This window comes from Nonomuraea sp. NPDC003560, from assembly GCF_042878785.1.
Classification (GTDB): domain Bacteria; phylum Actinomycetota; class Actinomycetes; order Streptosporangiales; family Streptosporangiaceae; genus Nonomuraea.
In genome coordinates, this window is sequence record NZ_JBIAOF010000010.1 from 82,376 (window position 1) to 105,683 (window position 23,308).

A 23,308-nucleotide genomic window follows, 5' to 3' on the forward strand; every position below is an offset into this window, starting at 1 on the left:
CTACCTGGCAGGCCAGCTCCGAACCTTCTTCCGACCCCTGACCTGAACCGCAACGCAGGCCCTCAATGCCCGCCCTGCTCGCGCCTGGGCGACCTGGAGGTGCTCGGTGCAGGATTGTGTTCGGCGGGCGGGTCAGATCCAGCCCTGGCGGGCCGCGTACAGGGCGAGCTGGAAGCGGGTGACGGTGCCGGCGCGCTGGTTGAGCTGCTCCAGGTTGCGGGACAGGGTGCGGCGGCTGATGCCCAGCAGCTGCGCGATGGTGTCGTCGGTGATCCCGGTCCCGAGCAGTTCCAGGATCCGTACGTGCATCGGCCGCAACGCGGCCGGGACGCGGTCGCTCAGATGCATCGGGAACGCCGAGCGCCACGAGGTCTCGAAGAGCCCGGCCAGCGCCGACAGCAGGCTGGAGGGACGCACCACCAGCAGCGAGTCGTTGACCTCCGCCTCGACGAACGACATCGAGACGATCGCCACCCGCCGGTCGAAGACGGTGAGCTTGACCGGGACGGTCGGCAGCACCCGTGCATGCTCGCCCGCCGCGATGCAGGGCCGGATGTTGACGGCGTAGTAGAGGCCGTTCTCCACCGCGGACTTGGAGTAGACGACCCGGTACTCCACACCCCGCTCCAGGTTGTGCACCTCGGTGGGATTGGCCCCCACGCGGACGTGGTACGGCGGCGAGTCGAAGCGCAGCACCTGCGACTCCACCGTGCCCTCGATGTGCTGGATCCGCTCGACGATGCGCGGCCCGGTCACCACCTCGACGAGATCGTCGGTGGCCTGGGGGCGCACCGAACGCCGGTAGTGACGGTAGGCGTTGACCGCCGCGGTGCGCGCCTGCAGAAGTTCCGCCGACCTGGCGTGGGACAGGTGATCCAGCGCGATGGTGGGCTCCACGGCCGTGGCCTCCGGCCGTCCGGGGCCGCCGGCGGCGGCCAGGCCCAGGTCGACCAGGCGGCCGAGGGAGCGCTCGGCCTCGCCGGGCTGCCAGCCCAGATGCTCGGCCAGGTCCGCGGCGGTGGTCCGGCCGGTGTGCAGCATGGCCAGGTAGACCTCGGCCTCCTGCGCTGCCATCCCGAGGCGGCGCAGGTGCGCGAGCAGGTCGTCGTCGCTCATGAGGATCCCTTCACGTCCGGTTTGACGTGGCCGGGCAAATCCTGTCATGCAGGGGTTCGATCACGCAGGACCCACTGCCGCGTCGGCGGCGGCCGGTCCGCCGAGGGACCGCCGTGCCCATTCCGGCCACTGGCGACGGGTCGCCACCACCCGGCGGCGGACGGGAGTACACCGGACTCGACACGCCCCCCGTTCCCCTCCCAGAGATGTCATGCGCCCTCGTCCGGACCGTCCCGTCCTCCCGCCGACGCCACCCACGGCGACCCCCCTGCAAGGAGGTCCAACGATGCACTCCCGCCTCGCCGTCCCAGCCCGCGTGCCCGCTCTGGCGCTCCTGGCCGCGCTCGCGCTCGCCGCACCACCCCCGGCGGACGCCGCCGCGCCCGCCGCCCTGCCCGCCGCCCTGCCCGCCGCCGCAACCACTGCCGCAACCACTGCCGCAACCACCGCCGCGGCCGTCCCGCAGTTCGACCACGTGGTCATCGTCATGTTCGAGAACAAGAACTACTCGACCATCAAGGGCGGCTCCTCGGCCCCCTACCTCAACTCCCTGGCCTCGCAGGGAACGCTGTTCACCAGCTCCTTCGGCGTCACCCACCCCAGCCAGCCGAACTACATCGCGCTGTTCTCCGGCTCCCAGCAGGGCGTCACCAACGACGACTGCCCCAAGGCGCTGAGCGGCGGCAACCTCGGCCAGCAGCTCCTGAGCGCCGGCCGCACGTTCAGGGCCTACTCCGAGGGCCTGCCCAGCGCCGGGTACACCGGCTGCAGCAGCGGCAAGTACCGGCGCAAGCACGCCCCCTGGGCGGACTTCCCCACGGTGAGCGGCTCCGCGTACCACGTGGCGTACTCCGCCTTCCCCAGCGACTACAGCATGCTGCCGACGGTCTCGTTCGTCATCCCCGACATGTGCAACGACATGCACGACTGCTCGGTCGGCACCGGCGACTCCTGGACCAAGAGCAGGCTCGACGGGTACGTCCAGTGGGCCAAGACGCACAACAGCCTGCTCATCGCCACCTTCGACGAGGACGACTTCACCTCCGTCAACCAGATCTACACCGTCTTCGCCGGAGCCCACGTCAAGGCCGGTCACCAGTCCACCACCCAGATCAACCACTACAACGTGCTGCGCACCGTCGAGGACATGTACGGCCTGCCCGCGCTCGGCAACGCGGCCGGCAAGTCTCCCGTCACCGACGCCTGGACGACCTCCGCCCCCGGGACCACGGTCTTCTCCGACGACTTCGAGTCCGACCAGGGCTGGCAGGTCAACACGTCCGGGACCGACACGGCGACCGCGGGGACGTTCGAACGCGGCGTGCCGCAGCAGACCACCTCCACGTACAGCAATCAGATCAAGCAGCTGACCGCGGCCTCCGGCGCCCACGCTCTGACCACGGGCGCGGCGGCCGGCGCCGCCTACGGCGACAACGACCTGGACGGCGGCGCCTCCACCGTCTCCTCCCCGCAGATCACCCTGCCCGCCACTGGCCCGCTGACCCTGCGCCTGTCCTACAACCTGGCCCACGGTGACAACTCCGGCGCCGACGACCACCTGCGGATCGGCGTCGCGGGCGGTCCCACCCTGATCGAACGGACCGGCGCCGCCGGCGAGACGGCGGGGGCCTGGCAGAGCGCCACCGCCGACCTGTCCGCCTACGCCGGCACCACGGTACGGCTGTCGATCGAGGCCGCCGACGCCGGCACCGCCAGCCTCTTCGAAGCCCAGATCGACGACCTGTCCATCACCCAGGGCTGACCCGAGCAGGCCCCCGCCGCCCGCCCGGCGGGGGCCTTTCCCCACCGCCACCGAGGAGGCGAACCAGCCCGTGTACCTGTCCACCATCGACCGGCCACCCGGGGGCCGCGCGGGCCGGAGCCTGCGCGCCATCGGCGTCAACGTCGTCGTGCTGGGAGCGGTGAGCCTGCTCACCGACGTCTCCGCCGAGATGGTCACCGCCGTCCTCCCGCTCTACTTCGTGCTCACCCTGCACCTCAGCCCCGCCGCCTACGGCCTGATGGACGGCCTCTACACCGGCGCGACGGCCCTGCTGCGGCTGGCCGGCGGCTACGTCGCCGACCGCCTGCGCAGGCGCAAGGCCGTCGCCGCCGCCGGGTACGGCATCTCCGCCCTGGCCAAGCTGGGCCTGCTGGCCGCCGGCGCCTCGGTGCCCGCGCTCGGCGCCGTCATCGTCGCCGACCGGGCGGGAAAGGGGCTGCGTACCGCGCCGCGCGACGCGCTCATCACCCTGTCGGTCCCCGAGCCGCTGCTCGGCCGGGCCTTCGGCATCCACCGGGCGATGGACAGCATGGGCGCGTTCGCGGGGCCGCTGGCCGCGCTCGGCGTCCTGGCGGCCGTCGGGGCGGCCACCCCGGCCGCGTTCGACGCGCTGTTCATGACCAGCTTCTGCGTCGCCGTCGCCGGGTTGCTGGTCCTGGCCGCCTTCGCCCGCGACCGCCGCGACAGGCGGCCCGCGGCCTTCCCCGTCACCCTCCGCGCCGCCGGCGGCCTGCTGCGGGCCGCCGAGGTTCGCAGGCTGCTCTACGCCGCCGGCCTGCTGGGACTGGCCACCATCGGCGACGGCTTCGTCTACCTGCTCCTGATGGGCCGCCAGTCCATGCCGACCGGCTGGTTCCCGCTCCTGGCGGTGGGCGCCAACCTCGTCTACCTGCTCCTGGCCGCCCCCTTCGGCGCGCTGGCCGACCGGTACGGCCGCCGCACGGTCCTGCTGGCCGGGTACGCCGCGCTCTTGGCCGTCTACCTGCTGCTGTGCAGCGCCCTGCCGGCCGTCCTCGTGACGGTGGCCGCGCTCTGCTGCTACGGCGCCTTCTACGCCGCCACCGACGGCGTGCTGATGGCGCTGGCCGGCCCGCTCCTGCCCGCGGGCCTGCGTACCACCGGGCTGGCCTGCGTACAGACCGTGCAGGCCCTGGCCTACCTCGCCTCCTCCCTCGCCTTCGGGCTCGCCTGGACGAACTGGGGCAGCACCGGCGCGACCGGGGCCGCGGCGGTCGCCGCCGCCGTGGCCGCCACCTCCACGGCCGCCCTCCTGACGGGCCGCCGCACGACCGTGGAGAACGCGCCGTGACCGGCCGCGGACGGCTCCTGGTCGCCGGCGTCGCCGGGCTCGCCGTCCTGGCAGCCGTGTCCATCATGATCGCCAGAGCGGCCGGCACGTCCTCGCGGGCCGGAGCCGCCGACAGCGTCTCGCTCGTCCCCGGGCCGCGGCTGGTGGCGCTCGGCACCACCGCCGGCAGCTCCGGCCGGCTGGTGTCCGTCGCGGCCGGCGACCCCGCCGGAGCGCGCGCGGTCTCCGCCTTGTCGTGCGCCAGGCTGTACGCGGCCGGCGGCACCGGGCTGTGCCTGCGCGTGGACCCCGGGCTGACGACGTACCAGCTCGCGGTCCTGGACGCGCGGCTCCGGACGGTCAGAGAGATCCCCCTGGTCGGCGTGCCCAACAGGGCCAGGGTCTCGCCCAGCGGCCGGCTGGTGACCTGGACGGTCTTCGTCACCGGCGACTCCTACAACGGCGGCCGCTTCTCCACCCGCGTCGGCATCCTCGACACCCGTACCCAGGAGCTGATCCCCACCCTGGAGGACTGGCCGGTCACCGTGGACGGAAGGCCGTACCGGGCCAGGGACCTCAACTTCTGGGGCGTCACCTTCACCCCCGACGACCGCCGCTTCTACGCGACGATGTCCACCGCCGGGCACCGCTACCTGGTGCTCGGCGACCTCGACAGCCATCGCCTGCGGGCCCTGACGGACAACGTCGAGTGCCCCTCGCTCTCTCCCGACGGCACCCGGATCGCCTTCAAGTCCGCGCTCGGCGGTGATCCGGCCCGTGGCTGGCGCCTGTCGGTGCTGGACCTGGCCACCCGCCGGGTCACCCCGCTCGCCGAGACCCGCAGCGTGGACGACCAGGCCGCCTGGATCGACCAGCGGACCGTCGCCTACGCCCTCCCCCGGGGACGGGAGCAGGCCGACGTCTGGACGGTCCCCGCCGACGGCACCGGCACCCCGCGGATTCTCGTCCCCGACGCCGCGTCCCCCGCCGCCCTCGACGGCGGCGTCATCGGCACGGAGGCCGAGTGATCAGCGCGTCCGAGCCGCTGCCCGACGACGTCACGGCCGCTACGGCGATCGCTCCGCGCGGAGCCGCGCCAGGTGGTGGTCGAGCAACGCCGCGACCTCCTTGGGCGTGTAGTGCCCGACCAGGGTGGCGTTCACGATGCCCTGCGCGAAGGCGTACAGGATGCTCGCCTCCTTGCCGGCGTCCAGGTGGGCGGCGAGTTGCCCGGCGGTCTGGGCGGCCCTGATCTGTTCGGCGAGGAAGGACAGCAAGGACGAATACCCCGTCCGCATCGCGGCCGCCTGGTTCTCCGACACCACCGAGCTCGCCTGGAACGCCTGCCCGATGCGGTTGAGGTAGCTGCGCTCCTCATCCAGCGGCAACAGCTCCAGCACGGTCGCTCGCAGCACCTCCAGCGGCGTGGACTGGCGCGCGGCCACCGCCGTCACCCGGTCTCCGATCCAGATCCCGATGCGTTCCAGCGCCAGCAGCAGCATCTGGTCCTTCGTCGTGACGTAGTACTGCACCGCCCCCATGGACATGCCGGCCTCGGCGGCGACCTCCCTCAGGCTGACGCTCTCCATGCCCTTGTCGTGGATGACGCGGTGCACGGCCTCGGCGATGTGCCGCCGCCGGGCGTCGTGGTCGACGATCTTCGGCATCTCCCGCCACTTTCTCATGCGAGCGCATGGTAAAAGCTCTCGTTCCCGTTTATCGTGCGACTGTATGACAAAAGCGGGCGACAGGGGGATCCAGATGCGGGTTCTGATCGTCGGAGTCGGCACGCGTGGGGACGTGGCGCCGTACGCGGGGCTGGGGACGCGGTTACGCGAGGCCGGGCACGAGGTGGTGATCGCCGCGCACGAGCCGTACGCGGAGCTGGTGACCGAGGCGGGCCTGGGGTACGTCCCGCTTCCCGGAGACCCGCTCCGCGCGCTGACCGGCCGCTTGTCCATCAGCGCCTTCAAGGAGTACAGCGAGCAGCTCGTGGAAGGGCTGGCCGGGCTCGCCGGACAGGAGGCCGACCTGCTCCTGCTCGGTGTCGCGGGCGCGCCCGGCTGTCACGTCGCCGAGGCGATGGGCGTGCCGAGCATGGGGGTGCACCTGCAGCCGGTCGACCCCACAGGGGACTTTCCACCGGTCATGAGCCTGTTCCAGCGGTCGCTCGGACGGTGGGGGAACCGCAGGGCGGCCCGGCTCGCGTTCGAGTTGCCCGCCGCCGGTCCGCTGCTGGCCGGGTTGGGCACGAAGATGCGGGCCCGGCTGGGACTGCCCCCGATGACCCCGCGCGCCCTCTACCGGCACCGGGAGAGCACGCGCTGGCCGGTCTTCCACGGGATCAGCCCGCTGGTGCTGCCGCGCCCGGCCGACTGGCGGCCAGGGCTGGAGATCACCGGCTACTGGTGGCCGCCCCGGCCGCGGGGATGGCAGCCGGAACCCGTGCTGCGCGACTTCCTGACATCAGGACCCCCACCGGTCTTCGTCGGCTTCGGCAGCCTGGCCGGGACGCGGGCCGAGCAGTACACCGAGCTGGCGGTGCAGGCACTGCGGCGGGCCGGGTTGCGCGGCGTGTTGCAGACCGGCCTGCGGGGACACATCTCCGACGATGTGCTGGCGATCGGCGACGTGCCGCACGACTGGCTGTTCCCCCGGCTGGCTGCCGTCGCCCACCACTGCGGCGCCGGCACCGCCGCGAGCGGGGTGCGGGCGGGGGTGCCCACCGTGGCCGTGCCGGTCATGAACGACCAGCCGTTCTGGGCGTCCAGGCTGACGGCACTCGGCGTGGCCCCGGCCGCCGTCCCGTTCCGCCGCCTGACGCCCGCACGGCTGGCCGCCGCGCTCACCACCGCAGTCACCGACCCGGCATGCCGCCGGCGGGCCCAAGCCCTCTCGGCCCAGGTCTCGGCAGAGGACGGCGCGGCACCCGTCGTCGAGGCGGTGAACCGGCTCCAGACCACCCGCCGACCAGGATGACAAGCGGGAGGCGTCCACAAGGGCCCGCCGGCGTCTGCGACGGCACCCGCACCACCCTCTACGAAGGCGGCACCACCACGGGCAAGCTGAATCCGCGCCTGCGGGTGAACGACTACCTCGACAGGCCAACTGCCGAGCTTGCCGTGAAGTGGCGGTCGCGGCTCGGCTCGGATCAGCTCGTACGGTTAGGAACCGTCCGAAGCGACGGCGTCCCATCTGATTCTCCTGATCAGATGGGACCGCGTCGACCTTGAGAATACTGTTTAATACCGGCTCAGGTCAGAGTCGATTTGCCTCAGCATTCTCCTCCCCAACCCTTGTTCACCAGATCGATGTTCTGTCCTATGGCGTCGATGAGCCCGGCGCTTCCGTGGTCGATGTAATAGCCGGTCTGGGTGTTGAAGTGGATGCAGTAGCTCGTGTATGTGCCCCAGGATAGGGTCTGGTATCGATAGTGGTCAGCGCCGAGTTGGGCGACCCCGTTGTTGAACACCCAGTAGTAATGCCCCTTGTCCAGCAGTCGGTTGGCGAGATTCGTATAGCTGGCGGCCATGAGCGAGTCGGCCTCGAGGCGATCCTTGTAGAGACACACCTGTCCCGAACGGCAGCCTCGGACTGTCGCCGTGCCGGCGGAAGCCGAAGTGGCGGGCGCGAAAGCGAGCAAAATCGCAGATGCGACGAGCGCAATCAGGCCGCGGGTAAGAATTTGGGCAGCTGAGGTTTTCATCATGTTCCTTTCGAGTGTTGCTGCTCCGCTCGTGGAGTGAGCCTCGAAGAGCCGGAGCTCGCTCATGGCGACTATTCGTTGCAGGGGTACTGCGAGGCGTTGATCCAGTCGATCTCGGGGACTTCATTCGCGTAGGACCAAGACCTGATGCCGGCCGCGGGATTGCCCTCTTCTGCCCGATGAATGCAAACCGGCCCATAGAACTGGTCGCCTATGGCGCGGACGGTGAGGGCGACGTGATCCTCGTAGTCCGGGTATCCGTAGTTGAACACCGAGCGGACGTTCCAGTACGACGGGCTGGACGCGCTGGACTTCCAGTCCTCGCCCCGCCCGATCCCGATCTTCGTCGCCGCGGAGGGGACCGGGGACGAGTACATGCAGATGTCGCCCCGCGCGCAGCCGTACATGCGATCGGGAAGGCTCGCCGCGCTCGCCGGTGACGCGAGCGCCAGCCCAGTCAGAGCGGCGACGGCCACGGCTGCCGGGATGAACCTTTTCAGCATGAGTTCTCCTCGCTTTGTTGCCTGGACGGTCCCAGGTCGTGAAAGGGGCGGCCCACCGAGCGGATAAGGGCAGGCAGGAGCCAGTCTTGATGGCTGATGGATTGTCTGGAACCCGGATTCGCCACCCAGACAAAGTGATCGCTGCACTGGCGGGCAGAATCAGTTCATCCCGCCGGGCTCGGGATCGTCACCCACTTTCAGCCTGAGCGGGAACACACAGGTCAGGACCTTCTCCTGTATCTCGGGCCGGGCGTTGCCGCCGGCCAAAAGCGTTGAATCCAAAGGCGATCCATAGGGCTGCGTCCTACGGTGTGCCGCATGCGACCTACGACGGCAACGCGCCGCGCATTCATCATCGGGCTCGTAGCAGTGAGCGGATTCATCGCTGTCCCTGCGGGATCGGCCTCCGCCACTACCGTCCAGATTGCCTCTGACCTGCACTGTTACAAGCAGGTTCGCACTGTCCGCGGTGGAGGCATCAGAGGATTCTCCGTCAACTGCACCGGCCCGAAAAGCAAGATCAGGACCTTCACCGTCTGGGGGTGGCGCCAGAACGCCAACCCGGTGGGGAGCAGCGGGATGAGCATCTACGGAGCTGAAAGCAGATGGGTGTCGCTGCCGACGCTCTCAAGCGGCACCTACGACCGGATCGACGTCAAGTGAACCCTGCTTCGGGTCCGGAACCTCTTCACGAGCAGAGAGCCTCCACGGCCGAGCTCGCCCACCGGCCCCACTGACCGCCACCACCACGATGGCCGCCACCCCGACCAGGGTGGCGGCCATCGGCGGCTGTCACCGCTCGCAGCCGTACCCCGCTGGGCCTGCTCGCCCGCCGCGCCGACGACGTGTGGCGACCGCCCTCGCTATCGTGATCACATGGGGGCAGACCACGTACGGTTCAACATTCTGGGCCGGGTCGAGGCGTCGGTCGGCGAGCGGCCGGTGCGGCTGGGCGGTTCGCGGGCCCGGCAGGTGCTGGCCATGCTGGCGGCCGGCCATGGTCAGGTGCTCAGCATCGACCGGCTGGCCACCGCCTGGGGCCATGACCCGCCGGCGACCGTACGCAACCAGGTCATGATCGCGGTGGCGGCCTTACGCAAGGCCTTACGCAGGGCGGGCGCCGAGTCGGAGATCATCAGGACCGAAGGGTCCGGCTATCGGCTGGCCGGCGGCCTGGTGGACACCCAGCTCGCGGAGCAGCGCATCGAACGGGGCCGGCAGGCGGCTCAGGCGGGACGGCATGCCGAGGCCGCCGACCTCCTGGGCCAGGCCCTGGCTCTGTGGCGCGGCCCGGTGCTCGGCGACCTGGAACTGGAGGAGCTGGCGGCCTTCGCCGGGCGATGGGAGGAACTGCGCCTGGCCGTCCTCGAAGAGCGGGCCGAACTCGACCTCGCCCTCGGCCGCCACCGCGACGTGGTCGGCGAGCTGTCGGAGCTGCTCGCCGAACATCCGCTGAGAGAGCGCCTGCGGGGGCTGCTCATGACGGCGTTGCACGGCTCCGGGCGGCGGTCCGACGCGCTGGAGGTGTACCGGCAGGGGCGAGCCCTGCTGGCGGACGAACTCGGCCTCGACCCCGGGCCCGAGCTGCGCCGGCTGGAAGCGGCCATCCTCGCCGACGCCCCCGACCTCGACCTCGACCTCGAACCCTTCCACGGGTGCGACGAAGCCGGGCAGGCGCCCGCCGAACTGCCCGCCGACGTGACCGGCTTCGTGGGACGCGAGCGCGATCTGGCCCTGCTGCGCCGGTACGCCTGCGCCGCGGGCACCCCGTCCGTCACGACCGTCACCGGCGCGGCCGGCGCGGGCAAGACCGCCCTGGCCGTACGGTTCAGCCATCTCGTGGCCGAGGAGTTCCCCGACGGCCAGCTCTACGTCGACCTGCGCGGGCACGCGCCCCGGCCGCCCATGCCGCCGATGGAGGCACTCGTCCGGATGCTCGGCTCGCTGGGGGTGCCCCCTGAGCGCATCCCCGAAGAGCAGGAGGCGGCGGCCTCCCTGTACCGCTCACGTCTGTCGGGCCGGCGGATGCTGGTGCTGCTCGACGACGCGCGCACGGCCGAGCAGGTACGCCCCCTGTTACCCGGCGCTCCGGGTTGCCTGGTCCTCGTCACCAGCCGCAACGCGCTCGCCGGGCTGGCCGTCTCCCACGGCGCCCGAGATCTGTCGCTCGGCGTGCTCGACCAGGACAACAGCGTCCGGCTGCTGGCCTCCATGGTCGGAGATCAGCGGCTGTCCGCCGAGCCGGAGGCGGCCGAGCAGATCGTCCGGCTGTGCGGCCGCCTCCCGCTGGCCCTGCGCGTGGCCGCCGCCACGCTGGCGACGCGCCCGCGCAGGTCGCTGGGCGAGTACGCCGCCGCGCTGTCCGCGCGAGGGCTGGACCTGCTGCGGATCGACGGCGACGTGGCGGTCCGGGCGGCGTTCGAGCTGTCGTACGCCGGACTGCCCGAGGCGGAGCGGCGCCTGTTCAGGCTGCTGGGGCTGATCCGAGGGCCGGACATCACCGCGCCGGCCGCCGCCTGCCTGGCCGACGTCGAGACCGCCGAGGCCGAACAGCTCCTGGACCGCCTCGCCGCCGCGCATTTGATCGAGGAGCACCGGCCGTACCGGTACACCTGCCACGACCTGCTCCGCCAGTACGCCGGAGAGCTCACGCTCCGCGACGACGCCCCCGCGACCGGCGTCCAGGCCCTCGAACGCCTCGGCGACTGGTACCTGGCCGAGGCCGTCGCGGCGGCCGAGAGCGCCTGTCCCTCGATCACCCGCCTGCCGCTCCCCGTCACCTCCGGGCTCAGGCCCCGCGCCGAGGCGATGGCCTGGCTCAGCGCCGAACAGGCCAACCTCGTCGCCTTCGCCCTGCACGCCGCCGACGCCGCCGCCCTCACCCCCGCCGCCCGCCGGCCTCCGATCAGCGGGCCCAGGCGGCACGCCTGGCTGATCGCCGACGCCCTGCGCGGCCACTTCGTCCACCACACCGCCACCAGCCTGGCCGACATCGTGGCGGTCTCCGACGCCGCGGTGCACGCGGCCACCGTCGAGGACGACCCGCTCGGCCTGGCGGCGGCGCATCTCAGTGCGGGCACGGCCGCCCTGTGCCGCGCCGCCTATTCCACCGCCCGAGCCGCCTGCGAGCTGGCCGTCCGGCACAGCGAGCGCGCGGACTGGTCCGCCGGCGCCGCCGCCGCGCACAACAACGCCGCCGCGGCCTGCCACGACCAGGGCGAGCTGGGCCAGGCCATCGACCATCTCGTCAGGTCCGTGGAGCTCAACCGCGAGATCGGCGACACCTACGGCGAGGCCCGCGCCACGGGCAACCTGGGCGCCGTGCACCTGGAATACGGCGACCTGGAGGCAGCGGAACGACACCTGCGTGACGCCCTCGCCCTCCACCGCAACCTGCGCGACAGCGAGCTGAGCCACTCCCTCAACGAGCTCGCCACCGTCCGGCGCCTCAGCGGAGACCTGGACGAGGCACTGGCCCTCGCCACCGAGGCGCTCCGCCACGACCGCGCACGCGACCTGCACGTTCCCGAGTCCAAGAGCCTGGCCACGCTGGCGGAGATCCACCGTGACCGCGGCCGTCTCGACCTCGCCCTTGAGGCTGCGCTCCTGGCCGGTGAGCGTGCGGAAGGAGCGCGCCACGTCTATGCCATGTGCAGCGCCATGCACGTGCTCGGCACCGTCCGGGCGATGACCGGACATCACGGCGAGGCTCTGGACGCCCACCAGCAAGCGCTCACCTACGCCGTCACGGCAGGCATGCGGCGTCTGCAGGTCAGGCCGCTGCTCGGCCTCGCCCGCGCGCATGCCGGCCTGGGCATGCACGACCGCGCCCTCCAGTACGCCCGTCAAGCGCTGGACCAGGCGTCCTCGACGGGCTATCGCCGGCTGGAGGAGCTGGCGCTGTCGCTCTTGGCCGACCTCGAAGGGCGGCCACGGCCGGCGCCTCGCGAGGGGGACGGGCGCCGTACTCGGCGGTGATGCGGCGCGAGGTGCGGGGTCGCGCTGGGAGGTCGAACGGCGCGGGACCTCCGACGCCACGTTGATCAGAGCGGATTCGACGGCGCGTCGGCAGCCGCTCGCTCCTGGGAGACGGCGGTCGCCGGGAAGCACGCCGGGTTGACGCGCGCCTGCTGGGCGAGGAGGTCGGCGAAGGCCACGGTGATGGCGTCGGGACGGGTGCGGGTGTAGGCGGCGAGAGCGCGGCGGATCGGCGGATCGGGGCGGAGCAGGACGCCGTCGAAGTGGGGCGGGATGATGTTGGCCGGAACCAGGGCCGGACCGAGTCCGGCGGCCGCGAGGAGAGGAGCGGCGGAGGTCTGCTCGGCGCGGACCGCCGCCTGCGGGTGGAAGCCCGCTTGGGTGCAGACCTGGTCGAGCAGATCAGCGAGACCGTTGTCGGGGGCGTAGTGGACCCAGGCGCGGTCGGCCAGATCGCTGAGGGCGACCCTGCCGGTGGGGCTGCCGGCCAGGGGGTCGTCGGCGGGCAGGACGATCCCGAACTCCTCGACGCCGAGTTCGCGGATCGGTCCCTCCCAACCGGCGGGCACAGGGCCGACGGCGAGGTCGGCGCGGCCGGCGGCCATGGCGGCCTGGAGCCGGTCGGCGTGCGGGTACTCGCGCAGCCGGATCCGTACGCCGGGGTGCCGGCCGCGCCAGGCCCGCAGGACGGGCGGCAGGATGCCCAGGCTGACCGAGTAGATGGCGGCCACCTCCACCTCGCCCTCCTCCAGTCCGGCCGTGCGCCGCGCCACCCTGTGCAGGCGCTCGGCCTCGGCCAGCGCGGCGCGGGCGTGCGGCAGCACCGCCCTGCCCATCGGGGTCAGGCGTACCGCGCGAGGGAGCCGTTCGAGCAGCGGGCCGCCGACCGCGGTCTCCAGCGCCCGCATCTGGTGGGAGAGCGCGGGCTGGGTGACGTGCAGGTGCTCGGCCGCACGGGTGAAGGAGCCGAGGTCCACCACGGTGACCAGGTATTCGAGCTGCCGGAGCGTCGCCATCGCCATGAGCAGAGTTTATCGATCCGGTAGAAAACAAGCCTTGGACTCATGGCAGGTGGGTGAGCCAGAGTCGTGGACGTGGCCGCCGCCGGCAAGGTCGGGCGGCTGATCCCCGACTGTTCGAAGGAGTTCTCCCATGTCCGATGACACGCGCTTGAAGGGACAACGGCTCGTCGTGGTGGGCGCGGGTTCGCACACCGGGCGCGCGCTGGCCAGGTCCGCGTCAGCGGCCGGCGCCGCCGTCGTGCTGGCAGGGCCGGATCTCCGCAAGCTGGAGTGGACGGCCGCCGAGCTGTCCGGGCCCGCCGAGGTCCGCGTGCTCGACCTCTGCGACGAGCGGTCGATCGCCGACTTCGCCGGAGGTCTCGGCCGGTTCGACCATCTGGTCTCCACCGCCGCGGTGCCGGCCAACGGCCCGCTGAAGGACCTCGAAGCGGCCGACGTGCAGCGAGCGTTCTCGGCCAAGGTGATCGGGCCGCTGCTGCTGGCCAAGAACCTGGCGGGGCAGGTGTCCGAGCACGGCTCGTTCACCTTCTTCTCCGGTGTGGTCGCCTGGCGCCCGGCGCCCGCGCGCACGGTGATGGCCACCACCAACGGCGCGCTGGCCTTCCTGGTGCGGGCGCTGGCGGTGGAGATCGCGCCGGTCCGGGTGAACGCTGTTTCCCCCGGCATCGTCGACACCGGCGCCTGGGACGGCATGGGCGCCGACAAGGCGGCGTTCCTGCGCGGGGTGGCCGAACGCAACCCGGCCCGCCGGGTGGGCACCCCCGAGGACCTGGTCAAGGCCGTTCTCTACGCCATCGACAACCCCTACGTCACCGGCACCGTGCTGCACGTCGACGGCGGCGGCCGCCTCGCCTGACCGCCGCCCGCCGAATCATCCCGACCCGACTGACATCAGGAGCAGTTGATGGATCTTCACCTGGAAGGCAAGGTCTTCCTGGTCACCGGAGCCTCCGCCGGCATCGGCGCGGCCACCGTACGCACCCTCGCGGACGAAGGCGCCTTCGTGGTCGGCACGGCCCGCGGGACGGAGGGCATCGAGCGGCTCGGAGCCCGGGTGAGCGCCGTCGCCGCCGACGTGACCGACCCACGCGCGCCCGCCCAGATCGTGGCCGAGGTACTGGCCCGTCACGGACGCCTGGACGGCCTGGTCAACAACGTCGGCGGCCTCGAATCGCGCGGCGGCTTCCTGGAGGTGACCGACGAGCAGTGGCGGACGGCGTTCGACCTCAACTTCCACTCGGTCGTCCGCATGACCCGCGCCGCGCTGCCCGCCCTGCTGGAGCACGGCGGTTCGCTGGTCCATGTCAGCAGCGAGGCCGCTCGCCTGCCGGATGTGCCGCTGGTGGACTACGCCGCCGCCAAGACGGCTCTGCTGTCGCTGTCCAAGACCCTGGCGGGCGAGTTCGGCCCGCGCGGGGTGCGCTCCAACGTCGTCGCCCCCGGCCCCACCCGCACCCGGCTGTGGGACGCCCCCGGCGGGTTCGCCGAGCAGCTCGGCGCCCAGTTCGGCCTCCCGCCGGAGGCGGCCGTCGACCACTTCGTCCGCGAGGTGCGCCGGCTGCCCAGTGCCCGGCTCGGCGAGCCCGAGGACGTGGCCCGGGTGATCGCCTATCTGCTCTCGCCGCTCGCGGGCCAGGTCACCGGTGCCGAGTGGGCCGTCGACGGCGGCGCACTGCGTCAGATCTGACCCGTCATCACCCCGTTCTTCCGCCCGGTCGAAGGGACCGGACGGCCTTCCCGGCACGCGCCGAGCGTGCCGGCTGATCCGAGGAGTACCGCTCATGCGTTCACGCACCCTTGTCCGCGTCGCCGTCGTCGCCGTGGCGGCGAGCCTCGCGGGCGGCATCGTCACGGCCGCCCACGCGCACGACGACGGTCACCGGCAGGGCCCGTACGCCTGGCCCCAGCGCCTGATCGACCACTCACCCGACCTGGTCCAGCCCAAGGCGATCACCGTGGACCGCTCGATCGGCGACAGGCGCGCGGCCCAGGAGGTCCACCTGGCCCAGCAGCTGTACACGTTCTGGAACACCGGCGAGCAGAAGTACCTGGACGCCGCGGTCAGCCCGCGGTTCAAGGACAACACCCTGCCGGCCGGCCGTCCGCAGGGCCCGACCGGCCCGGTCTTCGCCTCGAAGAACTTCCGCGCCGCCGTGCCGGACCTGACCTGCGAGCTGGCCGACCTGCTGGTCACCGGTGACAAGATCACCGCCCGGCTGGTCTTCCGCGGCCACTTCACCGGCGCCTTCAACGGCGTCCAGGGCAAGGGCCAGAGCGTCGACTTCAACGCCATCGACATCCAGCACGTCGGCACCGACAAGATCATCGAGGACTGGCACATCGAGGACAACGCGACGCTGCTGAGCCAGCTCGGAGTCGACGGCTGACCCCTCGCCTGACCCCTACGCCGCGTGCCTGGCCACCGCGGCGGCGCCCGTGCCGGCCAGGACGAAGAGCGCGGCCAGGGCGAGCCAGCCCGCCGTACGGTGTTCGACGGCGGTGGTGGCGAGGATCGGCGAGACCATGGCGGCCAGCGCGTAACCGGTCTGGCTGAGCCCCTGGTAGGCGCCCGCGCTGCGCGGGTCGGCCAGTTCGAAGGCCATGCCCCAGCCGCCCGCCTCGCCCAGGATCTCTCCCATGGTGTGGGCGAAGGCGGCCAGCACGAACAGGACGCAGGCGACGATCACGTTCCCGTAGGCGGCCAGGGCGTACAGACCGCAGGCGAGAGCGAGCAGCCACGAGGCGCGCCTGACCGTGAGCCCGGCCTGGCGCACGTCGTCGGTGCCCCGTGAGGCGCGCACCTGCAGCGCGGCGACGACCACGGTGTTCAGGACGAGCAGGACGGAGACGATGGCGGTGGGCGCGTCGGTGGTGGCGACCCAGAGCGGCACGCCGACGGTCAGCAGGCCGAACTGCATGGCCACCACCGCGTTGCACACCACGCTCGCGACATACCTGCGGTCCCTGAGCGGCGAGGGCCCGCCGGACGCCGCGCGCTGCCTGACGGCGGTCATCCTGGCGGCCAGCTCCGGCACCTGACGCCCGAGCCCGGCCAGCGGCACGGTCGCCGCCAGCAGCAGGACCCCGGCGGCGACCATCGCCACCCGGTAGGCCGCCGCGGTGCCGATCAGCAGCGCCGCCGCGGCGGCGCCCGTGCCCAGGCCGATGAAGACGTTCGTGACCACCCGCATCCGGGCCCGGATCTCGACCCGCTCCGGGCCGGGGTACCACCGGGCCAGCATCGCCTGCTTGGCGGAGGACCCCACCGAACGCATGATCACCGCCGTGCAGGCGATCAGGGTGAACACGACGGCGTCGGAGACGAACGTGTAGGCGAGCAGTGCGAGCCCGTTGAGCCCCGTCGCCACCGTCTGGACGCGGTGCGCGCCGACCCGGTCGGCCAGCCACCCTCCCGCGTACGAGGCCAGCACCCCGGTGCCGCCCGCGATGCCCAGCCCGAGACCCACCGTCTGCACGCCGAGCCCGATGACGAGCGTGAAGTACAGCGTGCTGACGGTGTAGAAGACGCCGCTGGAGAGCGCGAACGCCATCGTGCTGAGGGTCAGCGAGCGGGCGACGCGGTCGCTGGGGAAGAACGTCTGGATCACGGGGGCCTTTATCCCGCGATAGGGCGTTTGTCGCCAATTGATGTAGCGTATGGCTTCATGCCGGGGCTGATCGAGTACGAGCTCGCGGGCATGGACGTCGCGGACGTCCGCTTCGCCATCTCGCCGCTCAACGAGCTCACGCTGTCGTTGCGCACGTTCCGCGACCCCGGGCGCTACCCGGTGCACCTGCCCTGGCTGCGCCGCACCGAGCAGGTCCGCTCCACGCTGGACGTGCCCCTGCTGCGCGCGCTCACCAACGACGACATGTGGACGCCGGACTACCTGTCGCCCCGCCCCCATGCGCCGCTCACCCGCATCGACGACGAGTTCGCCGCCCTGGCCCGCGTGCCCGCCGGCCGCGTGCTCGACGACCTGCGCTCCATCCACCCCCGGCTCCCCGAGCCGTTGCGCGGCGACCCGTCGGCCCGCATCCTGGACGCGCTGCGCGACTACTGGCGCACCTGCTTCGCGCCGTGGTGGCCCAGGATGCGGGCGGTCCTGCAGGCCGACGTGGTCCACCGGGGCCAGGTCATCTCGGCCCACGGCCTGGCGGCGATGTTCGCCGGCCTCAACGAACGCGTCCAGCTGCAGGACGGGGTCGTCCGCATGCGGCTGATCAGCGACGCCCGCTACCGGCGCGCCACCAGCGGCGAGGGCCTCACCCTGGTCCCGACCCTCTTCAGCCGGGCCCCCACGACCCCCATCTCGCCGTCGGAGCCCCCTCTGGTCATGTACGGCACCCGGGGCGCCGGCACGCTCTGGCAGTCCGAGCCCCGTACCTCCCCGGCGGTGCTCACCGACCTTCTGGGCGCCACCCGGGCAGGGCTGCTCACCGCGCTCGAAGCCCCCGCCTCCTCGACCGAGCTGGCCGGCCGCCTGGGCGTCACCACCTCGGCCGTCAACCAGCACCTTCGCACCCTGCGCGCCGCCGGCCTGCTGGCCAGCGCCCGCCACGGCCGCTCGGTCCTCTACCTGCGCTCCGAACTCGGCGACGCCCTGGTCACCGGCTCGGGACTCCACCGTGAAGGCGATTGAGCCGGGCGCACCCAGGCACTCTCCGTCCTCCTGCGGAGGCCGTGCGCCGCATGGCGACCCTGGTGCGGACCGCCCGCGGCGTCACCGGCCGGTGGCGTCAGAGAAGGCGTACGGGGCCCGTGGACTCACGCTCGATCAACGCCGGCTGTGACACCCACTCCCGTGCCTCCGTGCGCGCCTTGATCCGCTCCAGTGCCAGGTCGGCCGCGACGCGGCCCATGGCGGTGCCGTACTGGGCGATGGTGGTGAGCGAGAAGCGCGGGTGCGAGGCGAACTGGGTGTCGTCGTAGCCCACGACAGAGACGTCATCGGGCACTCGCAGTCCATGCTCCGACAGCGCCCGCAGGCTCCCGAAGGCTCCCTGGTCGGACCCGACGAACAGCGCGGTCGGCGGATCCCCCCGGTCGAGCAGCGCCGCCGTGGCCCGGTAGGTCTCGGCCTCGCTGCCGCCGCAGGTCACCACCGACAGGTACGCGTCGAGCCCCAGCCGTTGCATCGCCTCGCGGTAGCCGGACTCGCGTACGGCATGCGGGCTCAGCATGCCGGGCCCGGAGACGTTGTGCGAGAGGTGAGTGATCCACCGGTGCCCCAGCGTCGCCAGGTGCTCGACGGCCAGGGTCGCGCCTGCTCGGTCGTCGTTGACGACGCGGTCGTAATGGTCGCTCGCGTCGTGCCTGGCCACCACCACCGTCGGCAGCCGCTGGGCGAAGGAGTCGAGCCAGGACGCGCGCACCTTCGGCGAGACGACGATGACCGCTTCCACCTCGCGGTCCCACAACGACTCCATGCCGGGGTTCCGCTCGCTGGTCTCGTGGTCGAAGGGGGAGACGAGCATCCGGTAGGGGCCGGTGTCCAGCTCCTCGTAGACGCCGTCGAGGATGTCGGCGAAGAACTGGCCACGCAGCAGGGGGACGGCCACCCCGATGGTGCGGGTGGCGGTGCGCATGGCGCGGGCGGCTTCCCGGGGGCGGTAGCCGAGCTCGGCGATGGCCCGTTCGACGCGTTCGCGCATGCGCGGGCTCACGCCGTAGGCGTCGCGCAGGACCTTCGACACGGCAGCCCGTGACACCCCTGCCGCGGCGGCGACGTCGGAGATCGTGGGGCGCGAGGAACTCATGTCAGCAACATAGCGGTCCGGAACTTCCCTCTTGAAAAATGTAGATCGATCCACAATAGTCGCTTCACACAACGCGGACCAGCGGCGTGCGGGCCGTGGAACCCCCTACACGAGGTATCGACGCAGATGACACAGACGACGGCCAGGCGTGCCTGGAGGACGGCCGCGCTCGGCGGCATGGCCTCCTACATGGACGCGGCCACCATCGTGGGGACCGGCACCGCGCTGGTTCTGTACAAGCAGCAGCTCGGGCTGAGCCCGTGGATGATCGGCACGGCGTCGTCCGTCCTGACGCTGGGCCTGGCCTTTGGAGCCGTGTTCGGCGGGCGGCTCGGGGATCTGCTGGGCAGGCGCAGGGTGTTCACCTACGATCTGGTCGTCTTCGTCGCCGGTCTCCTGCTGCTGGCCTTCGCCGTCCAGCCATGGATGATCTTCGTCGGTGTGGCCGTCACGGGGCTGGCGATGGGCGCCGACATTCCGACCTCCTTGGCGCTGGTGGCCGAGGAGGCGCCGGAAGGCCGGCGTGCCAGGCTTGTCGCCTTTTCGCAGGTGCTCTGGAGTTGTGGCGGATTCGCTGCCTACCTCATCGCGTTCCTGGTCTCGGGCACCGGAACGATCGGCGCGCGGATCATCTACCTGCACGTGATCGTCGTGGCCTTGGTGGTGCTCGTGCTGCGCCGGAGGCTGCGTGAGTCGGAGGAGTGGGTACGCGAGCGCGACCGGCAGCAGGCCGGCCCGGCCGAGGGCGTGCGCGGTGACTCCTGGCGCGTGCTGACGTCCAGGCCGCTCCTCGGCGCCGTCGTCGGGCTCGGCCTCTTCTACGCCGTCGGCAACCTGGTCGCCAACACGTTCGGCCAGTTCCAGACGTTCCTGTTCACCGAAGTGGCCGGGGCGCAGGTGTCGACGGCCACCCTCGTGGGGATGCTGGCCTATCCGCTCGGGTTCCTCACCATCCTGATCTTCATGAAGTACGTGGACGGGCCCGCCCGGATGCTGCTCTACACGATCGGTGTCGCGATCATGGCGATCGGAACGGCGATCCCGCTGATCGTGGGGCTGAACACGGTGACGCTGATCATCCTGAAGTTCGCCATCACGATCGGCGCGAGCTTTGCCGGCGAGGTCATCTTCAAGGTGTGGTCGCAGGAGTTCTTCCCCACCCTGATCAGAGGCACCGCGCAAGGCGTCGCCATAGCCTTCACCCGGTTCGTGGCGGCGGGCTTCGCGCTGGTCACCCCGGTGATCGCCGACGCCAGCCCCCAGGCGCTGATGGTGGTGCTGCTCGCCGCCGTGCTCATCGCCGCGCTGATCGCCTGGACGTGGATCTTCCCGCTGCGCCGCCGCATGCCGGCCACCGCCGACCCCGTGGCGGTCCGGTGAGCGTCGACCTGCGGCTGCACGGCATGCCGGCGCCGCGACCGCGTCTGTCCTGGCGGACCACCGAGCCGTTCGACGCCTACCGCGTCGAGCTCACCCTCGCCGGCAGGCGACCCGTCGTGCACACGGCGGAGGGCGCCGAACAGCTCGGCGTGCGATGGCCGTTCGCCCCACTGGACTCCCGCGCCGCCGGAGCGCTGCGCGTCAGCGTCGGCAGCCGGGGCCGCTGGGGCGACTGGAGCCGGCCGCTGGCCTTCGAGACGCCGCTCTTCGGCGCCGGGGACTGGAGCGCGCGCTTCGTCTCGCCGCGGACCCTCGGCGGGGTGCTCACCGCCGCGCCGCTGCTGAGCCGTACCGTGAAGCTGCCCGCGGCGGTGACACGCGCCCGCCTGCATGTCACCGCGCTCGGGCTGCACGTGACGCGGATCAACGGCGAGCGCGTCACCGACGAGGAACTGGCGCCCGGCTGGACCAGTTACGGCCGGCGGCTGCGTTACCGCACCCACGACGTGACCGCCCTGCTCAGGCCGGGCGAGAACGAGGTCACCGCGCTGCTCGGCAACGGCTGGTACCGCGGCAGGCTCTACTCGCGCGGCGAGCGAGCCCTGTACGGCGACCGGCTCGCACTGCTGGCGCAACTGGAGATCGAGTGCGCCGACGGAAGCACGCACCTGGTGGTGACCGACGAGAGCTGGCGGGCCCACGCCACGGGCGTCCTCGCTGACGACCTCTACGACGGACAGACCACCGACCTGCGGATCGGGCGCGGACCGGGCGAACCGGTGGAGGTGCTCGACGAGCCGCTCGACCAGCTCTTCCCCGGCGACTCTCCGCCTGTTCGGCCGGTCGCCGCGGTGCCGGGCGGCAGGCGGTACGCGGCCCCGTCGGGGGAGCTGCTGGTGGATTTCGGGGAGAACCTGGTGGGCTGGGTACGGCTGCGCGTGCGCGGGCGTGCCGGGCAGGAAGTCGTCGTCCGGCACGCCGAAGTGCTGGAGGACGGTGAACTGGGCGTCCGCCCCCTGCGCAGTGCCCAAGCCACCGACCGCTACGTGCTGGCCGGTGGACGGACCGAGGTGCTGGAGCCGTCGCTGACCTTCCACGGCTTCAGGTACGCGGGGCTGCGTGGCGTGGCTCCTGAGGAGATCGAGTCGGTCGAAGCGGTCGTCCTCAGTTCCGACCTGCGCCCCACAGGGCATTTCCGCTGCTCGGATCCCGATGTGCAGCAGCTCCACGACAACGTGGTGCGCAGCATGCGCGGCAACTTCCTCGACGTGCCGACCGACTGCCCCCAGCGGGACGAACGGCTCGGCTGGACGGGCGACATCCAGGTCTTCGCGCCCGCGGCCGCCTTCCTGGCCGACTGCTCGTCCTTCCTGTCCTCGTGGTTGCGGGATCTGGCGGCGGAGCAGTTCGAGGACGGCTGCGTGCCGTTCGTGGTGCCGAACGTCCACCACAACATCCTTCCCGCTGCCGCCGCGTGGGGCGATGCGGCCACGATCGTGCCATGGACCCTCTACGAGCGTTACGGCGACGCCGAGGTGCTGCGTGAGCAGTATCCGAGCATGCGGGCGTGGGTGGAACGGCTGCGCGCCTTCGCGGGGGAGGACGGCCTGTGGGCCGGCCGGTTCCAGTTCGGCGACTGGCTGGACCCGGCCGCCCCGCCGGACGCGCCCGGCGACTCCCGCACGGACAAGGACCTGGTCGCCACCGCGCACTACATCCGCAGCACCGACCTGCTGGCCAGGACCGCCACCGTGCTCGGCATGAGCGAGGACGCGCGACGCTACCGAGACCTGGCGGCGCAGGTGAGGCGTGCGTTCGCGGCCGCCTACGTCACGGACCGCGGGCTGATGGTCAGCGACACTCCCACGGCTTACGCGATGGCCCTGCACTGGGACCTGCTGCCGACGCCGGAGCAGCGGGAAGCGGCTGGAACGAGGCTGGCCGACCTGGTGCGAGCCAACGGCTTCCGGGTGGCGACCGGATTCGTCGGCACGCCGCTGATCACGGACGCGCTCACCGAGGCGGGATACCCGCACCTGGCGTTCCGGCTGCTCCTGGAACGCTCCTGCCCGTCGTGGCTCTACCCGGTGACGATGGGGGCGACGACGATCTGGGAACGCTGGGACAGCATGCTGCCCGACGGCTCGATCAACCCCGGCCAGATGACCTCGTTCAACCACTATGCGCTGGGCGCGGTCGCCGACTGGCTGCACCGGCGGGTGGCCGGCCTCGCGCCCGCCGCCCCCGGCTACCGGCGGATCGAGGTCCGCCCGCTGCCGGGACATGGGCTGACCTGGGCAGAGGCCGATCTGGAGACCCCGTACGGCGATGCGGGCGTGGCGTGGCGGATCAGTGACGGCACCCTCATCCTCGAAGCGCGGGTGCCGCCGGGGACCGAGGCGATCGTGCACCTGCCGGGGCGCGAACCGTTCAGGACCGGCCCCGGCCGTCATCAGTGGAAGGCCGAGCTGCCGCCGCCGGCGTCCCCGGAAGTGATCGCGGACGCCGTCGACGACGCTTGGCTGTGGGAGCGCCTGACACGGGTGATGACCGCCCATGGCGTGATCGGCGATCCGGCGGCCCTGGCCGCTCGCGGGTTGCGCCTGCCGCTGTCCGAGCTGGCCTCCGTGGTCGCCCCGCGTGCCAGACCGGAACAGGTCGCGCGGCTGCAGTCGGCCCTGGAAGAGCAACTGCGGCCGTGAGCCGAGGTCGGGCCGGGCGCAGCGGACGGCCCTCAGCTCCGGTGGGCGGGAGGGCACGGGCTGCTCCGGA

Annotated in this window: 19 protein-coding genes; 12 read left to right on the top strand and 7 right to left on the bottom strand. The window is 72.0% G+C overall.

Going from position 1 to position 23,308, the window contains the following annotated elements; genetic code table 11:
- Nucleotides 1–132: 132 nt before the first annotated feature.
- Nucleotides 133–1,116 carry a helix-turn-helix domain-containing protein gene (locus ACFYUV_RS33970; RefSeq protein ID WP_387675798.1) on the bottom strand — a complete coding sequence of 328 codons (984 nt, stop codon included), beginning with the start codon at nt 1,114–1,116 and terminating at the stop codon, nt 133–135.
- Between the two features lie 286 nt (nt 1,117–1,402).
- Here ACFYUV_RS33970 and ACFYUV_RS33975 point away from each other — a divergent pair, with 286 nt between their 5' ends.
- The 3 genes from ACFYUV_RS33975 to ACFYUV_RS33985 all read left to right on the top strand — a co-directional run bounded on the left by ACFYUV_RS33975 (nt 1,403) and on the right by ACFYUV_RS33985 (nt 5,215).
- Nucleotides 1,403–2,878 (top strand): alkaline phosphatase family protein, encoded by a 1,476-nt coding sequence (locus ACFYUV_RS33975; RefSeq protein ID WP_387675801.1) that lies wholly within the window; start codon nt 1,403–1,405, stop codon nt 2,876–2,878.
- Between the two features lie 70 nt (nt 2,879–2,948).
- Complete coding sequence (locus ACFYUV_RS33980) at nt 2,949–4,208, top strand: MFS transporter (RefSeq protein WP_387675804.1); 1,260 nt, start codon at nt 2,949–2,951, stop codon at nt 4,206–4,208.
- Nucleotides 4,205–5,215 carry a hypothetical protein gene (locus ACFYUV_RS33985; RefSeq protein ID WP_387675807.1) on the top strand — a complete coding sequence of 337 codons (1,011 nt, stop codon included), beginning with the start codon at nt 4,205–4,207 and terminating at the stop codon, nt 5,213–5,215. Before ACFYUV_RS33980 ends, ACFYUV_RS33985 begins: the two co-directional genes overlap by 4 nt.
- A 39-nt stretch (nt 5,216–5,254) precedes the next feature.
- Here the strand turns inward: ACFYUV_RS33985 and ACFYUV_RS33990 are convergent, their stop codons facing one another.
- Nucleotides 5,255–5,872: a TetR/AcrR family transcriptional regulator gene (locus ACFYUV_RS33990; protein WP_387675810.1), complete on the bottom strand. Its 618-nt coding sequence runs from the start codon at nt 5,870–5,872 to the stop codon at nt 5,255–5,257.
- A gap of 76 nt (nt 5,873–5,948) precedes the next feature.
- On the opposite strand from ACFYUV_RS33990, the gene ACFYUV_RS33995 reads away from it, so the two are divergent.
- A complete protein-coding gene (locus ACFYUV_RS33995) occupies nt 5,949–7,166 on the top strand; it encodes a glycosyltransferase (RefSeq protein WP_387675813.1) in 1,218 nt (405 codons plus the stop codon).
- 295 nt (nt 7,167–7,461) lie between these two features.
- Here the strand turns inward: ACFYUV_RS33995 and ACFYUV_RS34000 are convergent, their stop codons facing one another.
- The gene (locus ACFYUV_RS34000; RefSeq protein WP_387675816.1) at nt 7,462–7,959 is read right to left on the bottom strand and encodes a hypothetical protein; all 498 of its coding nucleotides are present in this window, start codon (nt 7,957–7,959) and stop codon (nt 7,462–7,464) included.
- Between the two features lie 5 nt (nt 7,960–7,964).
- Nucleotides 7,965–8,396 carry a hypothetical protein gene (locus tag ACFYUV_RS34005; protein WP_387675819.1) on the bottom strand — a complete coding sequence of 144 codons (432 nt, stop codon included), beginning with the start codon at nt 8,394–8,396 and terminating at the stop codon, nt 7,965–7,967.
- A 318-nt stretch (nt 8,397–8,714) separates the two neighbouring features.
- On the opposite strand from ACFYUV_RS34005, the gene ACFYUV_RS34010 reads away from it, so the two are divergent.
- Nucleotides 8,715–9,059 (top strand): hypothetical protein, encoded by a 345-nt coding sequence (locus ACFYUV_RS34010; RefSeq protein ID WP_387675822.1) that lies wholly within the window; start codon nt 8,715–8,717, stop codon nt 9,057–9,059.
- A gap of 213 nt (nt 9,060–9,272) precedes the next feature.
- Nucleotides 9,273–12,374, top strand: coding sequence for a BTAD domain-containing putative transcriptional regulator (locus ACFYUV_RS34015; protein ID WP_387675824.1), 3,102 nt, complete (start codon nt 9,273–9,275; stop codon nt 12,372–12,374).
- Between the two features lie 65 nt (nt 12,375–12,439).
- Here ACFYUV_RS34015 and ACFYUV_RS34020 read toward each other — a convergent pair whose 3' ends face one another.
- Nucleotides 12,440–13,396 (bottom strand): LysR family transcriptional regulator, encoded by a 957-nt coding sequence (locus tag ACFYUV_RS34020; protein WP_387675827.1) that lies wholly within the window; start codon nt 13,394–13,396, stop codon nt 12,440–12,442.
- A gap of 130 nt (nt 13,397–13,526) precedes the next feature.
- Here ACFYUV_RS34020 and ACFYUV_RS34025 point away from each other — a divergent pair, with 130 nt between their 5' ends.
- The 3 genes from ACFYUV_RS34025 to ACFYUV_RS34035 all read left to right on the top strand — a co-directional run bounded on the left by ACFYUV_RS34025 (nt 13,527) and on the right by ACFYUV_RS34035 (nt 15,783).
- On the top strand, nt 13,527–14,252 hold the full coding sequence (locus ACFYUV_RS34025; RefSeq protein WP_387675829.1) for an SDR family oxidoreductase: 726 nt from the start codon (nt 13,527–13,529) through the stop codon (nt 14,250–14,252).
- A 48-nt stretch (nt 14,253–14,300) separates the two neighbouring features.
- On the top strand, nt 14,301–15,083 hold the full coding sequence (locus ACFYUV_RS34030; protein WP_387675832.1) for an SDR family NAD(P)-dependent oxidoreductase: 783 nt from the start codon (nt 14,301–14,303) through the stop codon (nt 15,081–15,083).
- 94 nt (nt 15,084–15,177) lie between these two features.
- Complete coding sequence (locus ACFYUV_RS34035; RefSeq protein ID WP_387675835.1) at nt 15,178–15,783, top strand: ester cyclase; 606 nt, start codon at nt 15,178–15,180, stop codon at nt 15,781–15,783.
- Between the two features lie 15 nt (nt 15,784–15,798).
- Here ACFYUV_RS34035 and ACFYUV_RS34040 read toward each other — a convergent pair whose 3' ends face one another.
- A complete protein-coding gene (locus ACFYUV_RS34040; RefSeq protein WP_387675838.1) occupies nt 15,799–17,004 on the bottom strand; it encodes an MFS transporter in 1,206 nt (401 codons plus the stop codon).
- Nucleotides 17,005–17,061: 57 nt separating this feature from the next.
- Here ACFYUV_RS34040 and ACFYUV_RS34045 point away from each other — a divergent pair, with 57 nt between their 5' ends.
- A complete protein-coding gene (locus ACFYUV_RS34045) occupies nt 17,062–18,039 on the top strand; it encodes a helix-turn-helix domain-containing protein (RefSeq protein WP_387675841.1) in 978 nt (325 codons plus the stop codon).
- Nucleotides 18,040–18,136: 97 nt separating this feature from the next.
- Here the strand turns inward: ACFYUV_RS34045 and ACFYUV_RS34050 are convergent, their stop codons facing one another.
- A complete protein-coding gene (locus tag ACFYUV_RS34050) occupies nt 18,137–19,156 on the bottom strand; it encodes a LacI family DNA-binding transcriptional regulator (RefSeq protein WP_387675844.1) in 1,020 nt (339 codons plus the stop codon).
- A 126-nt stretch (nt 19,157–19,282) separates the two neighbouring features.
- Here ACFYUV_RS34050 and ACFYUV_RS34055 point away from each other — a divergent pair, with 126 nt between their 5' ends.
- Together ACFYUV_RS34055 and ACFYUV_RS34060 are read left to right on the top strand one after the other, a co-directional pair.
- Nucleotides 19,283–20,536, top strand: coding sequence for an MFS transporter (locus ACFYUV_RS34055; protein WP_387675847.1), 1,254 nt, complete (start codon nt 19,283–19,285; stop codon nt 20,534–20,536).
- The gene (locus ACFYUV_RS34060) at nt 20,533–23,238 is read left to right on the top strand and encodes a family 78 glycoside hydrolase catalytic domain (RefSeq protein WP_387675850.1); all 2,706 of its coding nucleotides are present in this window, start codon (nt 20,533–20,535) and stop codon (nt 23,236–23,238) included. Before ACFYUV_RS34055 ends, ACFYUV_RS34060 begins: the two co-directional genes overlap by 4 nt.
- Nucleotides 23,239–23,308 lie beyond the last annotated feature (70 nt).

Excerpts from the sequence above, each read along its gene's own strand:
- ACFYUV_RS33970 (WP_387675798.1), bottom strand. The coding sequence starts at position 1,116 with ATGAGCGACGACGACCTGCTCGCGCACCTGCGCCGCCTCGGGATGGCA.
- ACFYUV_RS33995 (WP_387675813.1), top strand. The coding sequence starts at position 5,949 with ATGCGGGTTCTGATCGTCGGAGTCGGCACGCGTGGGGACGTGGCGCCG.
- ACFYUV_RS34030 (WP_387675832.1), top strand. The coding sequence starts at position 14,301 with ATGGATCTTCACCTGGAAGGCAAGGTCTTCCTGGTCACCGGAGCCTCC.
- ACFYUV_RS34045 (WP_387675841.1), top strand. The coding sequence starts at position 17,062 with ATGCCGGGGCTGATCGAGTACGAGCTCGCGGGCATGGACGTCGCGGAC.
- ACFYUV_RS34055 (WP_387675847.1), top strand. The coding sequence starts at position 19,283 with ATGACACAGACGACGGCCAGGCGTGCCTGGAGGACGGCCGCGCTCGGC.
- ACFYUV_RS34005 (WP_387675819.1), bottom strand. The coding sequence starts at position 8,396 with ATGCTGAAAAGGTTCATCCCGGCAGCCGTGGCCGTCGCCGCTCTGACT.
- ACFYUV_RS34010 (WP_387675822.1), top strand. The coding sequence starts at position 8,715 with ATGCGACCTACGACGGCAACGCGCCGCGCATTCATCATCGGGCTCGTA.
- ACFYUV_RS34050 (WP_387675844.1), bottom strand. The coding sequence starts at position 19,156 with ATGAGTTCCTCGCGCCCCACGATCTCCGACGTCGCCGCCGCGGCAGGG.
- ACFYUV_RS34000 (WP_387675816.1), bottom strand. The coding sequence starts at position 7,959 with ATGAGCGAGCTCCGGCTCTTCGAGGCTCACTCCACGAGCGGAGCAGCA.
- ACFYUV_RS33975 (WP_387675801.1), top strand. The coding sequence starts at position 1,403 with ATGCACTCCCGCCTCGCCGTCCCAGCCCGCGTGCCCGCTCTGGCGCTC.
- ACFYUV_RS34035 (WP_387675835.1), top strand. The coding sequence starts at position 15,178 with ATGCGTTCACGCACCCTTGTCCGCGTCGCCGTCGTCGCCGTGGCGGCG.
- ACFYUV_RS33990 (WP_387675810.1), bottom strand. The coding sequence starts at position 5,872 with ATGAGAAAGTGGCGGGAGATGCCGAAGATCGTCGACCACGACGCCCGG.
- ACFYUV_RS34020 (WP_387675827.1), bottom strand. The coding sequence starts at position 13,396 with ATGGCGATGGCGACGCTCCGGCAGCTCGAATACCTGGTCACCGTGGTG.
- ACFYUV_RS34025 (WP_387675829.1), top strand. The coding sequence starts at position 13,527 with ATGTCCGATGACACGCGCTTGAAGGGACAACGGCTCGTCGTGGTGGGC.
- ACFYUV_RS34015 (WP_387675824.1), top strand. The coding sequence starts at position 9,273 with ATGGGGGCAGACCACGTACGGTTCAACATTCTGGGCCGGGTCGAGGCG.